At 66.7% G+C, this 14,227-nt stretch carries 9 protein-coding genes; 5 read left to right on the top strand and 4 right to left on the bottom strand.

Annotated features, from left to right (window positions below):
* Window positions 1-26: 26 nt before the first annotated feature.
* From dxs to CCO03_RS11380, 3 genes are all read left to right on the top strand, one after another.
* A complete protein-coding gene (gene dxs, locus CCO03_RS11390; protein ID WP_087281133.1) occupies window positions 27-1,892 on the top strand; it encodes a 1-deoxy-D-xylulose-5-phosphate synthase in 1,866 nt (621 codons plus the stop codon).
* 104 nt (window positions 1,893-1,996) lie between these two features.
* Window positions 1,997-3,079, top strand: coding sequence for a TRAP transporter substrate-binding protein (locus CCO03_RS11385; RefSeq protein WP_087281131.1), 1,083 nt, complete (start codon window positions 1,997-1,999; stop codon window positions 3,077-3,079).
* A complete protein-coding gene (locus tag CCO03_RS11380; protein WP_157667652.1) occupies window positions 3,079-3,606 on the top strand; it encodes a hypothetical protein in 528 nt (175 codons plus the stop codon). The genes CCO03_RS11385 and CCO03_RS11380 overlap by 1 nt, the downstream gene beginning before the upstream one ends.
* 344 nt (window positions 3,607-3,950) lie before the next feature.
* Here CCO03_RS11380 and CCO03_RS11375 read toward each other — a convergent pair whose 3' ends face one another.
* Together CCO03_RS11375 and CCO03_RS11370 are read right to left on the bottom strand one after the other, a co-directional pair.
* Window positions 3,951-4,307 carry a cell division protein ZapA gene (locus tag CCO03_RS11375; RefSeq protein WP_087281127.1) on the bottom strand — a complete coding sequence of 119 codons (357 nt, stop codon included), beginning with the start codon at window positions 4,305-4,307 and terminating at the stop codon, window positions 3,951-3,953.
* A complete protein-coding gene (locus CCO03_RS11370) occupies window positions 4,304-4,549 on the bottom strand; it encodes a hypothetical protein (protein WP_087281126.1) in 246 nt (81 codons plus the stop codon). Before CCO03_RS11370 ends, CCO03_RS11375 begins: the two co-directional genes overlap by 4 nt.
* Window positions 4,550-4,692: 143 nt before the next feature.
* Here CCO03_RS11370 and CCO03_RS11365 point away from each other — a divergent pair, with 143 nt between their 5' ends.
* Window positions 4,693-5,766 (top strand): MBL fold metallo-hydrolase, encoded by a 1,074-nt coding sequence (locus CCO03_RS11365; protein WP_087281124.1) that lies wholly within the window; start codon window positions 4,693-4,695, stop codon window positions 5,764-5,766.
* A 357-nt stretch (window positions 5,767-6,123) separates the two neighbouring features.
* On the opposite strand, the gene glyA is transcribed toward CCO03_RS11365, so the two are convergent.
* Together glyA and CCO03_RS11355 are read right to left on the bottom strand one after the other, a co-directional pair.
* Window positions 6,124-7,368, bottom strand: coding sequence for a serine hydroxymethyltransferase (gene glyA, locus CCO03_RS11360; RefSeq protein ID WP_087281122.1), 1,245 nt, complete (start codon window positions 7,366-7,368; stop codon window positions 6,124-6,126).
* Between the two features lie 450 nt (window positions 7,369-7,818).
* Window positions 7,819-8,727, bottom strand: coding sequence for a lytic transglycosylase domain-containing protein (locus CCO03_RS11355; RefSeq protein WP_087281120.1), 909 nt, complete (start codon window positions 8,725-8,727; stop codon window positions 7,819-7,821).
* A gap of 510 nt (window positions 8,728-9,237) precedes the next feature.
* On the opposite strand from CCO03_RS11355, the gene CCO03_RS11350 reads away from it, so the two are divergent.
* Window positions 9,238-13,914, top strand: a complete 4,677-nt coding sequence (locus CCO03_RS11350) for a DUF748 domain-containing protein (RefSeq protein WP_087281118.1) — start codon at window positions 9,238-9,240, stop codon at window positions 13,912-13,914.
* Window positions 13,915-14,227 lie beyond the last annotated feature (313 nt).

Raw genomic sequence — 14,227 nt, 5'->3', positions numbered from 1 at the left:
CAACTGCCGTTTCCAGGCTGACAACCATGCCCACATTGCTTGAAACCATTGAATCGCCCGCGCAGTTGCGCCGCCTGGACCGCTCGCAGCTCAAGCGCGTGGCCCAGGAAGTGCGCCAGTGCGTGCTCGACAACGTGTCCAAGACCGGCGGGCACCTGAGTTCCAACCTGGGAACGGTGGAACTCACCGTGGCGCTGCACCACGTGTTCAACACGCCAGAAGACCGGATTGTGTGGGACGTAGGCCACCAGACCTACCCACACAAGATCCTGACCGGCAGGCGCGAGCGCATGCCCTCGCTGCGTCAGTTGGGTGGGCTGTCGGGCTTCCCGCAGCGCACCGAGAGCGAGTACGACACCTTTGGCACGGCGCATTCGTCGACCAGCATCTCGGCCGCATTGGGGATGGCGCTGGCCGCGCGCCAGAAGGGAGAAGACCGCATGGCCATCGCCGTGATCGGCGACGGCGCCATGACGGCGGGCATGGCGTTCGAGGCCCTGAACAACGCGGGCGTCGAGGACTGCCGGCTCATCGTGATCCTGAACGACAACGACATGTCGATCAGCCCGCCCGTGGGCGCGCTCAACCGCTACCTGGCGCAGCTCATGAGCGGGCAGTTTTATGCCGCCGCGCGTTCGGCGGGCAAGAATGTGCTGAAGAAGGCGCCGCCCTTGTTCGAGCTGGCCAAGCGCATCGAGGAGCAGGCCAAGGGCATGGTGGTGCCGGCCACGCTGTTTGAGAAGTTCGGCTTCAACTACACCGGCCCCATCGACGGGCACGACCTGGAGTCGCTGATCCCCACGCTCGAGAACCTGAAGAGCCTGAAGGGGCCGCAGTTTTTGCACGTGGTGACCAAGAAGGGGCAGGGCTACAAACTGGCCGAGGCGGACCCCGTGGCCTACCACGGTCCGGGCAAGTTCGACCCCTCCGTCGGCTTGCTGCCATCGGCAGCGCCTGCCAAACAGACGTTCACCCAGGTGTTCGGCCAATGGTTGTGCGACATGGGGGCGCACGATGAGCGCCTGGTCGGCATCACGCCAGCCATGCGCGAGGGCTCCGGTCTGGTCGAGTTCGAGCAGCGCTTTCCCGGCCGCTACTACGACGTCGGCATCGCCGAGCAGCACGCCGTGACCTTTGCGGCCGGCATGGCCTGCGAGGGGCTCAAGCCCGTGGTGGCGATTTATTCGACCTTTTTGCAACGGGGCTACGACCAGCTGATCCACGACGTGGCGATCCAGAACCTGCCGGTGCTGTTTGCGCTGGACCGGGCTGGCTTGGTGGGGGCAGACGGTGCCACGCATGCCGGCGCCTACGACATCCCGTACCTGCGTTGCATCCCGAACCTGAGCGTGGCCTGCCCGGCCGATGAGCGCGAATGCCGGCAGCTGCTCAGCACCGGCTTTGCCCAGTCGTCGCCGGTCGCGGTTCGGTATCCGCGCGGTGCCGGCGTGGGGGTCAAGCCGCTGCCGGACCTGGATGCCTTGCCGTTTGGCAAAGGCGAAGTGCGCCGGACGGGTGAGCGCATCGCGATTCTGGCGTTCGGCACGCTGCTGTACCCGGCGCTCGAAGCGGCCGAGCGGCTCAACGCCACGGTGGTCAACATGCGCTGGGCCAAGCCCCTGGACGAAGCCTTGCTGCTAGAGGTGGCGGCTGCGCACGACTGCCTGGTGACGGTGGAAGAGGGCGCCATCCTGGGTGGGGCCGGCAGTGCCGTGCTCGAAGCGCTGCAGCGCCTGGAACTGGTCCGGCCCGTGCTGCAGCTGGGCTTGCCAGACCGCTTCATCGAACACGGGGACCCGGCCAAGCTGTTGGCTGGCCTGGGGCTGGATGCTGCCGGCATCGAAGCCAGCATCCGCAAGCGGTTTGTGGCGCCGTTGGTCAAGGTGGCGTGAAGAGGGCCGGGGATTCGGGGTAGCCAGAGGGACATTCCCCATACGAGACGGCGACAGGGCTCATTACACTCGGCCCGCTCATGAAATTTTGAGGAGTTAAGTTCATGGATCGTCGTTCTTTGATCAAGCAGACTGGTGTGGCGGGTGTTCTGGCGGCCGGTGTTGCGCCGGCCGTGCACGCGCAGGCCGCCGTGCGCTGGCGTTGCGCATCCAGCTTCCCCAAGTCGCTGGATACGATTTTCGGCAGCGCGGAGGTGATGTCCCGCACGGTGAAGGCCTTGTCGGGGGGCAAATTCGAGGTGTCCGTGCACCCGGCGGGCGAACTGATGCCGGCGTTTGGCGTGGTGGACGCGCTGGAAAAAGACACCATCGAGATGGCGCAGACCGCAGCCTATTACTTCACCGGCAAGGATCCCATCTTCGCGTTCAGCTGCGCGGTGCCGTTCGGTTTGACGGCCAACCAGATGGCGGGGTGGAAAGACCATGGCAACGGCCGCAAGCTGCTGGATGCCTTCTTTGCCAAGTACAACTTCCGCACCGCCAGTGCCGGCAACACCACCACCCAGATGGGCGGCTGGTACCGCCGCGAAATCAAGACCGTCGCTGACCTCAAGGGTCTGAAGATGCGGTTGGGTGGCGGCTTGTTCGGTGAGGCCATGGCCAAGCTGGGCGTGGTGGCGCAGAACATGCCCGCAGGCGATGTCTACCAGGCGCTGGAAAAGGGCACGCTGGACGCCTCCGAATTCGTGGGGCCGTACGACGACCTGAAGCTGGGCTTCAACAAGGTGGCGCCTTACTACTACTACCCCGGCTGGTGGGAAGGTGGCGCCGACCTGGAGTTCTTCATCAACAACAAGGCGTTCAACAAGCTGTCGCCTGAAAACAAGGCCATCCTGGATGCCGCCTGCAAGGTGGCGGCCCAGGACATGCAGGCCAAGTACATGGCGCTGAATCCCGTGGCCCTGAAGAAGCTGGTGGCGGACAAGACCAAGTTGACCATCTTCCCCAAGGCCGTCATGGATGCAGGTTTCAAGGCCTCGATGGAGGTGTTTGCCGAGCACGATGCCAAGTCGCCTGAGTTCAAGAAGATTCACCAGGACATGCGGGCCTTCCAGCGTGACCAGATCCTCTGGAACCGTTGCTCGGAACTGCCCTTCAACCAGTACATGACCAGCATCAAGATCTGATGCAAACCCGCGGCCAGGCCTTGGCAACAAGGCTTGTGCTACAACCGCAGAAAGCGCCCGGTGGGGCGCTTTCTGTTTGCTGGTCAGTCACCAGCGATGAGACATGGGGTATGACGAAATATTTGCTTCAAGGTTTGACGGCTGCCGTGGTGGCGAGCGCATCTTTTCAGGGGATGGCGGCGGAGTTCACGCAGGATTTGTACAACCAGGCCAAACAGAACGCGACCACGGCCGAAGGCAAGGCGTACGACGAGGCGTTGAGCAAGGCCTTGCAGGCCCAGGCCGACGTGCGGCCGGCCATTTCTGCATGTACCAAGCAGCACCCGGGCCGGCAGACGGCGTTCGGCTATTTCGTGGTCAAGGCGGCGAACAGCTATGAGGTGGTGCTGGCGCCCAGCAACGCATTCACGGCCTGCCTGGGCAAGGCCTTGTCCAATCGTTCGGTGCCTCAACCGCCCAAGTCACCGTGGGTGAACGATTTCATGTTCACCACCGACCCTGCGCCCAACGCGGCCAAAAAAGGTTGAGCACGCACGCTTGAATCGCAGGCATGAAAAAGGCTGATGCCCGAAAGTGCATCAGCCTGGAAACAGGTGCCTGCAGGTGGCAGAAACCGTCATCCTGAACCGGGGGTTCAGGGGGGCAAGGTCAGTACCAACGTTGGGTTCATCTGACGCGAGATGATCACGCTCGAAGGACAATTTCCAAGCCCGGGCTCGTATGAGCATTGGTTCAAGGAACTATAAAGTTTCCACGACCTGCAGACGCCTTCATTCTAACGGCGATGAAAGGGCGTCACAAGCAAAACCTGGGTTGCGAAAGGTGTCTGACCTTGCGGCAGGTGGGTGCTGCGTGCGTGGCCCCACGGCGTTCAGATCAGCTTGCCGTCCACGGCCAAGGCTTGGTTCAGGCGCTGCAGCAAGCTCTGCAACCGGGTGTCTTCGGGGGCGTCCTGTGCCTCTTGCGTGCTGTCGGGGGCGGGGGCATCTTCCGGGGGGGCGACGGTTTCAACGGCTTCGGCTGCCTTGGGTGCATCGCCGAGGTCGAATGCCAGGTTCAAGGCAGCCAGCACGGCGATGCGGTCACGCGCACGCAGCTTGCCCGAATCCCGGATGGCGCACATGGCCTGATCCACCTTGGCCACGGCCTGCGCCAGGCGGTCTTCGCCGCCTTCGGGGCAGCCCAGCACGTAGGCTTGCCCCATGATCTGTACTTCGACTTGCTTCATCCTCGTGTCTCCTGCAGGGGCGATGCGCCATCCGTGACCTGCAACTCCGGCGGCAGCTGGGCCAGCACGGCATCCAGACGGGCTTTGGCGGCGTCCACGCGGGACTTGAGCAGATCCCGCTCGGCCCGGACCTGCTTGAGCTCACTGGACAGCAGGGCGTTCGTGCGCTGGGTTTCCTCGTAGCGCACCAACAGGCGCTCGGCGCGCTCAACGATCAATTCAAGGGTGTTGGGTGTGTTCATGGCTGGCCCAGGGAATGCAGCGGCGATTGTAGGCGGGCACGCCTTGGCGCTGAATCGGGCTTGCGCGGGCTTCGGCCTGAAGTCGCCGAGCTGCGCTTTCGCAGACTGACACGGGTGCGCGTCTGGCATACAGTTGCCCGCTTATGAGTACAAACCCCGACACCTGTGTGGATGAAACCGTGGTCCGCAATGGCCTGAGTTTCCCGTTTGGCCTGCAACGCGTGCACGCGGAGCCCGTCATGGTGACACCGGAGGTGATGTGGCTGCAGGTGCCGCTCAGCGCGTCCAGCATGGGCTTCATCAACACCTGGGCGCTGCGGGATGGCGACGGCTGGGCCGTGGTCGACGTGGGCATGGACACACCCGCCGGCGCCCAGCGCTGGGCCGAGCTGGTCCTGCCGGATGGGCCGCTGGGCGGCGCGCCCACCCGCATCATCGGCACCCACATGCACGCCGACCATGTGGGGTACGCGGGCGAGCTGTACCGCCGCCATGGGTGTGAACTGTGGATGACGCGGGGCGAGTACCTGCAAGCCAAGCAGATGATCGAGGACTACGCCCGTCCCACGCTGCCCGAGCACCTGCGGTTTTTCCGGCAGGCCGGCTGGAGCGACGAGATGCTGGCCGGTTATGCCGCCTTCGGCAAGAGCATGGCCCCGCTGCCGGGCCAGTACCGCCGCATGCGGGAAGGCGATGTGCTGGCGGTGGGCGATCAGTGCTGGCAGGTCATCACCACCTGTGGCCATTCGCCAGAGCATGCTTGCCTGTACAACGCCGCCCAACAGCTGCTGATCGGCGGCGATCAGGTGCTGGCCGATGTGTCGTCCAACGTGTCCGTCATGCCTGTTGAGCCCTGGGCCAACCCCATGAAGGACTGGCTGAACTCGCTGCAGAAAATGGCCACCTTGTTCGACGAAGACGTGCTGGTGCTGCCGGCGCATGGTGCCCCGTTTCGCGGGCTGCCCGAGCGCGCCCGGCAGCTCGCGACCAAGCGCCTGCGTGCGCTCGACCGGCTGCGTGACCATTTGCGCGAGAACGGGCCGCAACGTGCGCTCGATGTCTACCCGGCGCTGTTCAGCCCGGGGTCGTTCGCCAACCCGTTCCTGCACACGTTGGCCACCGGCGAGGCGCTGGCCTACCTCAACCACCTGCTGGGCGACGGCCAGGCCCGGGTGCAGGCGGACGCGCAGGGCGTGAACTGGTACGAGCTGGTCTGAGTCGCAGAAGCGCTTCCGGCAGAGCCAGCCGGCGACACCGTGCATGGGCTGGCCCGGTGCTGCAGGGGCGGTGGGGTATCAGGGCTCAGCGCGCCTGGAACAGCCAGGCAGCTCAGCATGCGGCCGCGCAGCGATGTGATGCTTTTCACTGTCCTCGTTGAATCGCCCATCCGCTCACCGCATGAACATCCCGCAGGCCTTGCAGGGGTTGGCCTGACGACAGGGCGTTGGCCCTCCGTGATCCGCGGTGGCTGCCCCGCAGTGCATGAAAAAGCGCGGTCAATGCCGCGCTTTTTCAGGGAGTATGCTGCCACTGCCGTTGTTCAATCAAAGGCAGTGGCATGATACTGTTGTGAATCAACGGTAAACCGGGAACTTCGCCGTCAGCGCATTGACCTTGGCGCGCACGGCGGCGATGTTGGCCTCGTCACGCGGGTTGTCCAGCACGTCGGCGATCAGGTTGGCTGTGATGCGGGCTTCTTCTTCCTGGAAGCCGCGCGTGGTCATGGCGGGGGTGCCGATGCGCACACCGCTGGTGACCATGGGCTTTTCCGGGTCGTTCGGGATGCCGTTCTTGTTGATCGTCATGTGGGCGGCGCCCAGCACGGCTTCGGCTTCCTTGCCGGTGATGCCCTTGTTGCGCAGGTCCACCAGCATGACGTGGCTTTGCGTGCCACCGCTGACGATGCGCAGGCCGCGGGCGGTCAGCGTCTCGGCGATCACCTTGGCGTTGGCCTTGACCTGACGTGCGTAGGCCTTGAACTCGGGCTGCAGCGCTTCCTTGAAGGCCACGGCCTTGGCGGCGATCACGTGCATCAGCGGGCCGCCTTGCAGGCCGGGGAACACGGCCGAGTTGATGGCCTTCTCGTGTTCGGCCTTCATCAGGATCACGCCGCCGCGCGGGCCACGCAGGCTCTTGTGCGTGGTGGTGGTGACCACGTCGGCGTGCGGCACCGGGTTGGGGTACTCGCCCGCGGCGATCAGGCCGGCGTAGTGGGCCATGTCGACCATGAAGATGGCGCCCACGTCCTTGGCAACCTTGGCGAAGCGGGCGAAGTCGATCTCCAGCGAGTAGGCGCTGGCGCCGGCCACGATCAGCTTGGGCTTGGCTTCGTGCGCCTTCTTCTCCATGGCGTCGTAGTCGATGGCTTCGTTGGCATCCAGGCCATAGCTGACCACGTTGAACCACTTGCCCGACATGTTCAGTGGCATGCCGTGCGTCAGGTGGCCGCCTTCGGCCAGGCTCATGCCCATGATGGTGTCGCCGGGCTTGAGGAAGGCCAGGAACACGGCTTCGTTGGCCGAGGCGCCGCAGTGCGGCTGCACGTTGGCGGCATCGGCGCCAAACAGTTCCTTCACGCGGTTGATGGCCAGCGTCTCGGCGATGTCCACGTATTCGCAGCCGCCGTAGTAACGCTTGCCGGGATAGCCTTCGGCGTACTTGTTGGTCAGCTGCGTGCCCTGGGCGGCCATCACGGCCGGCGAGGCGTAGTTCTCGCTGGCAATCAGCTCGATGTGGTCTTCCTGGCGCTTGTTTTCGGCCTGGATGGCAGCAAACAGCTCGGGATCGGTCTGCTCGATGAGGATGTTGCGTTGGTACATGAGAGAGTCTTTTCCTGACAGTGACGACCGTGTGTCGGCGACGACGTCACCGCATGTTCAGCGGCGGAACATGCCACACGGACTGCCCAGGCGAGCGGCTCAACTCCGGCGCCATCACCTGCAGGTCTGCCTGTGTGGCGCGAAGGTGCACTTCCCGGTGGTTCGGTGCGCATGCTCAGGGGCATGGCACGCATCCACATCAATTCAGCGGCGAAACATGCGCTGAACCTATCGCCAGTTGTGCACGGCGGACATTTTAACGACCTGAGGCCGAACGTGCTGCCGCGCTCTTCGGTTCCACAGCCGAATGGGGTGGATGGGCGAGGCACGCCACGCCTGCTCAAGGCGGGATGCGCTCAACGCCCATGGACAGCATGGCGTCGGGCCGGCGGAAACAGAGCCTTGGCCGCGGGGAAAGGGTGGATCACCACCGTGGCCAGGCGCTTCTGATCAGCGGGCAGCCAGTTGGTCGCCTCTGGATGGATCCACGGGATCGACATAGGACAGCGCTGCAGCGCGTGCTGAGGCCTGGTGTGACAGGCCGGTGTCGCGCAGCGCCACAGTCTGCGCCGATGTCGCCGGTGCCTGGGCGGTCAGCGGCGCGCGCGGCGTGACCTCGAAGTTGCCCGGCAGGGCCTTGCCCTTGGCCACGCGGTACAGGTCCTGGAACTCGCGCATGACCTTTTCGCCGTAGCCGCCGTCGTGGGCCAGGTTGGCCGCGCCCACATAGTGCTTGAGCCCGCCGCGCAACGAGCCGGCGCGCTGAATGCACTCCTGCAGCACCTGCGCACCGACACGCAGGTTGCTGCGCGGGTCGAAGGCCGCATGGGTGCCGCCATAGTGGCCGTATTTGTCGGCGTGCACGCTGGTCATCACCTGCATGAGGCCTTGCGCGCCCACCGGGCTTTGGGCGAAGGGGTTGAAGCTGGATTCGATGGCCATGATGGCCAGCAGCAACGTGGGCTCGAGCTTGGCCTGCTGGCCGATGTCATAGGCCTCGGCGACCAGGGCGGCGAGGGGCTCGGGCGCGACTTTGTATTTCTTGGCGATCCAGTAGGCGACCTGCGCCTGTTCCTTGGGCAGGTCGGCGGGGTTGGTCGCGGTGGCGCGCTCGATCGCGGTCAATTCGGGCGTGATGCCGGTGGCCGCAATCTGGCGGTCCTGCAGCCAGGTGCGCAGGGCGGTTTCGCCTTCGGTGCGCAGCTGGGGTTGGGTGGCCAGCACGGCGCTGGCCAGCAGCACGCCCAGGCCGAGAATGGCCACCGAGCTGTGCGTGATTGCAACGAAGCCATCGACCACGTCTGAGGCCACGGTTTTGACGCCGTCGCGCAGACTGATCCAGTTGCTCGCTGAGTTCATGAGACAAGGTCCTTGGTCCATTCAGTCCGCGGCCACGGTCAAGGCCGGTGGGCAGGCGGGCTGAACGTCATGGATCGGGAAAGGCAGGCCAGCTCCTTCGCTGGCTGATGGCCGCAGGCCATCGTGCGTCTGCCCCCGAAACGGGCACCGCAGGCGGTTCGCTGGCCTGCGGCTCGAAGCCGTCATCGTGACGGGTGGGCGGATTCTAGAAAGGGGTCAAATTTCCGGTCAATGGAAAGATTTGATTTTTTATATCAAATTGTGAATAAGAAAGGCCGTCGATGGCGGCCAAGCCCGGCCAATGCTGGCTGAACGGCTTTCCAGTGGGATGCCACAAAGTACCGCTTGAATTGTTGCTTTTTCGCGAAATTGGTGGAAATCGTCGCTTGACAAGCGGCTGTTTACACCTGGTTTCGTTTGACCGCAGAATGCCTGGCATCCGGTGTTTTTCGCCATTTTTCTGTCGCTGCCGTCCACGGCAGCTGTGCGGCTTGCTACACAATTGGCAGCATGACTGAGCCTGCTTCTTCCCCGTCTTCCTCTGCCGTGCCCACTGCGCCACATCAGACCGACGCCCGACCGGCCCGCAGCCCGGTTCAGCGCTGGACGCGCCGCCTCGTGTGGACCGGCGGTACCGTCCTGGCCATCTGGGGCGTGGGTTGGCTGGCGGTGCCGCCCGTGCTCAAGTGGCAGGCGCAGAAGCAGGCCAGCGCCATCCTCGGCCGCGCCGTCACCGTGGGTGACATCGACTTCAAGCCCTGGTCGCTGCAACTCACGCTGCGCGACCTGCAGGTGGCCAAGGCCGACGGCCGTGGCGCCCAGGTGGCGGTGGGCCGCATCCACGTCGATGCCGCCATCCAGTCGCTGTTCCGGCTGGCGCCCGTGCTGGATGCGGTCGAGGTCGACGCGCCCCAGATCCACGTGCGGCACCTGGGCAATGGGCACTACGACTTCGACGACATCCTGAAGCGCCTGGCCGAACGTCCGGCCGACCCGCCCGACCCCGAGGCCAAGCCGGCACGGTTTGCGCTGTACAACGTGGCGATCAAGGGCGGCGAGGTCACCTTCGACGACGACCCTGTGCAAGGCCACCACGAGTTGCGGTCGCTGGACCTGCAGCTGCCCTTCATCAGCAACCTCGACTCGCAGCGCGAGATCAAGGTCTTGCCCAAGCTGGCCTTCGTCCTTGACGGATCGCATTTCGACAGCGCGGCCGAAACCTTGCCCTTCATGGACACCCGGGCCACCCAGGCGCGCTTCAAGGTCGACGCGCTGGACCTCGGCGAGTACGCCGCCTACGTGCCGGCCAGTGTGCCGGTGGCGCTCAAGGGGGCGATGCTGGATGCCGACCTCACGCTGTCCTTCGAGCAGCACGACAGCCCGAGCCTGATGCTCAGTGGCCTGCTCACGGCCCGCGACTTCAACCTGCAGGAACGCGACGGCACGCCGCTGGCCGCGTTCGACCGGCTGGTGGTGGAGCTGGGCGAGGTGCGGCCCTTGACGCAGGACGTGCACCTCAAGTCGGTGCGGCTCGAGGCCCCGCGCATGCACCTCGCACGCGATCCGCAAGGCCTGCTGAACCTGTTGCGCCTGGCCAAGGCCACCGCGCAGGACGGGCCCGGTGCCCAGGCTGCCCCCGTCGCCGCGGCATCGGCTCCCGCAGCATCTGCCTCGGTGGCGTCCACCCCGGCGGATACGGTGTCCGCTGCAGCAGCACCTGCCTCGGATGCGGTGGCTGGGAGTATGGCAGCTTCGCCGATGAAAAAATCATCGATGGTGGCCGATACTCCAGCGAGTCAGGCGGCGCAATCGGCGTCAACACCCGCATCTGCGGCATCGGCAGCACGCCAGGGCGCGCCGGCGCCTTCGGCGCTGAAGCTGCGGGTCGACCGCGTCGCGGTGGTGGGCGGCGACATCACCTGGCTCGACCAGGCGGCGGGCGTGCCCGATCAGCCGGCCAACCTGCGGCTGTCCCAGCTGCAGGTGGATGCGGCAGGCCTGGTGGTGCCGCTGAACACGCCCGTGCGTTTCAGTGGCTCGGGCGTGCTGAGCGAGGCCCGTGCCGACACGGGCACCGCGCCGGCCGACGGGCGGCCCACAGCCCAGGCCAAGCCCAGCGCGGCGTCGCCCGCAGGCGACGCCGGCCAAGCGGCCCGGCCCGCGCCGGTAACCGCCGCCAAGTCCATCGGCCAGACCGCCTCGGCCGCCGCACCGTCGCAGGCCGTGGCATCAGCCGCACGCCCCGGTGCCTCGGCGCCTGTTCAGCCTGCCAGCGCAGCGGCCGCCAACGCGGCCCCTACCGAGGCCGTCCCCGCCGCCGAGGTGCCGCTGCCGGCCCTGGTGGCCCTGGCCGACTTGCCGGCCGGTGGCTTGAGTTTTGCGGGCGAAGCCACCCAAAGCGCGGTCGCCGTGCAGTCCACGCTGCGTGACCTGCCGCTGGCCTTGGCCGGCCCGTATGTGCGGCCTTTCCTGCGGCCCCAACTGGCCGGGAACCTGAGTGCTGCGTCAGCGCTGCGCTGGGCGGCCGCCAATGCCCAGGGCGAGGGCGGCGAGTTGCGCTTGCAGCTCAGCCAGGCGCAGCTGGATGAGCTGGCCCTGCGCCAGCCGGGTGAGGCGCAGGCATCGGCCGGCAAGGCGCGCAAGCCGGGTGCCGCTTTGCCAGGGCTGCCGACCGTCAAACGCATCGAGGTCGGCGATGTCGAGGTGCTGCCGCTGGCGCAGCGGGTCACGGTGGGCAGCCTCACCGTCACCGAGCCCCAGGCGCAGGTGTCGCGCAATGCCCAGGGCAAGCTCATGGTTGAGGACTGGCTGGTGGCGCAGCCCGCCGCGTCAACGCCGTCCGGCAAGGCTGGCGCTGCGCCCGCCTGGCAGGTGGCGCTGGGCGAGCTGCAGCTCAAGGGCGGCCGCGTGGGTTGGCGCGACGAGGTGCCCGAGCGCCCCGTCGAGGCCACGCTCAGCGACCTGGCGGCCACGGTCAAGGGGTTCGAGTTCGGCGGCGCCGGCAGCAAGCCCATGCAGGTGCAGCTGTCGTCCCGCCTGGGGGCAGGGCGGCTGGAGCCCGGCCGCCTGTCCTGGCAAGGCGCGGTGACGCAGCAGCCGCTGGCCGCCAAGGGCGAGGTCAACCTGCAGCGCCTGCCTGTGCATGCGTTCGAGCCGTACTTCGCCGGTCTGCTCAACATCGAGCTGTTGCGCGCCGACACCAGCTTCAAGGGTCGGGTCGATTTCGCCAACAGCCAGCAGGGGCCGCGCCTCAAGCTGGCCGGCGATGCCAGCGTGGAAGAGTTTCGGGCCCACAGCGTGGTGGGCTCCATCACCGACGAGCGCGCGCCCGAGCCCGCCGCCGCCAGCAGCACCGAGCGCAGCCGTGGCACGACCCAGACCACCAGCGTCGCGCCGGTGCCCACGCGGGCCCAGGCGCAGCGCCAGCAGGCGCAGGTCAGCACTTCCCGGTCAGCGGGCTCAGCTGGCACACCAACGGTGGCCGCTGGTGCGGACAGCGTGAACTCGGGCGCACCGCTGGCGCCGGTCAGCGGCCGGCAGGGGCGCGGTGGGCTGAACCTGGGCGAAGAGCTGCTGAGCTGGAAGACCCTGCATGTGCGGGGGCTGGACGTGACGGTGCAGCCCCAGGCGCGGCCGGTGGTCAACGTGGCCGAGACCCGCCTGGCCGACTTCTTCGCGCGGGTCATCGTGTTCCCCAACGGGCGCCTGAACCTGCAGGACCTGGTCAAGGCTTCGCCCGAAGAGCAGGCGGCCGCTGCCGCGCCGGCCGCAGCCGCAGCGTCGGGGGCGGCCCAGGCGTCGGCGCCTGCACCGTCAACCGCTGCATCAACCGCCACGGCGGCGGCCCAGCCCGCGAATCCGCCGAGCACCGGCCCCATCCTGCGCTTTGGCCCCACCCGGCTGGTGGGCGGCAAGGTGTACTTCTCCGACCGCTTCATCAAGCCCAACTACTCGGCCGACCTGACCGAGCTCAACGGCAGCCTGAACGCCTTCAGCTCCGAGCCCGACCCCTCGGGCGCCGTGCAGATGGCCGACCTGTCCCTCACCGGGCGCGCCGAAGGCAGCGCCGGCCTCGACATCAGCGGCAAGGTCAACCCACTGGCCAAGCCGCTGGCGCTGGATGTGACCGGTAAGGTCCATGACCTGGAACTGCCGCCGCTGTCGCCTTATGCCATCAAGTACTCGGGCTACGGCATCGAGCGCGGCAAGATGAGCGTCGACGTGCATTACGAGGTCCTGCCGAGCGGCCAGCTCACGGCCAGCAACAAGCTGGTGCTCAACCAGCTGACCTTCGGCGAGAAGGTGGAGGGCGCTCCGGCCAGCCTGCCCGTCAAGCTGGCGGTCACGCTGCTGTCCGACCGCAACGGCGTGATCGACCTGGACCTGCCGATCTCGGGTTCGCTCAACGACCCGCAGTTCAGCGTGGGCCCCATCATCGTCAAGGCGATCTTCAACATCATCGGCAAGGCCGTCACCGCGCCCTTCACCCTGCTGGCCAAGGCCTTTGGCGGCAGTGGCGACGAAATGTCGCAGGTCGTGTTCGCGCCTGGCAGCAGTGAGCTGACGCCCCAGGCACAGCAGAACCTGGACAAGATCGCCAAGGCGCTGACCGACCGGCCATCGCTGAAGCTGACCGTCAGCGGTGCGGCCGACCTGCAGCGCGAAAGCTCGGGCTACCAGCGCGAGCGGCTGCAGGCCCTGGTGGCGGCGGAGCAGCGCCGCGGCGAGGGCGCCGGCGGCAAGCAGGCCGATCAGGACGCCACCGCGATGCTGCAGGCCGCAGCCTCGGCCGCGTCCGCTGCGGCGGCTTCGACCCGCCCGGCCAGGGCTGCGCGCATCACCGGCGCCGAGTACGACGCCCTGCTCAAGCAGGTCTACAAGCGTGCCGACATCAAGAAGCCGCGCAACGCCATTGGCCTGGCCAAGGACCTGCCCACGGCCGAGATGGAACGGCTGCTCATGGACAGCATCGCCGTGGGCGACGAGCAGATGCGGCAGCTGGCCCAGGCGCGCGCCACGGCGGTGCGGGACTACCTGGCCAGCCGACAGTTGCCCGCCGACCGCCTGTTCGTGGGCGCCTCGCAGCTCGACAAACCGGCCGCGGCTGCGGCAGGGGCTGCGTCGGCATCCGCCGCCGAGCCCGGCAAGGCCTGGGCACCGCATGCAGCCTTGAGTCTGAAGAACTGAGTGTGACCGATTAGGAGTATGCTGCGATGTCCGATGTATTTTGATCGGCATTCGGTTGATACTCCAATCATGCATGGATATTGAGGCGCACTCAGGGCTTGTGATTGGGGTTGCCAGCACCGGGCGCGCGCGGGTTCACGGCTGCGCATGCGGCCACGGCTGCTGGTTCGCCGTCCAACGCGAGGCTCGTCCAACTCGACAACCCAGGCAACAACAAGCCCGGCGTCCGGCCCGGCGTCAACGCACGTCGCATTCGGCGGGTGGGCGGCGGTGTCCAGGGTGCCAGCTCGTTGGCCCTCGCGTGGGCGCTTCA

This window comes from Comamonas serinivorans, assembly GCF_002158865.1.
Lineage (GTDB): Bacteria > Pseudomonadota > Gammaproteobacteria > Burkholderiales > Burkholderiaceae_C > Comamonas_E > Comamonas_E serinivorans.
This window is presented reverse-complemented; position numbering and strand designations above follow the sequence as displayed.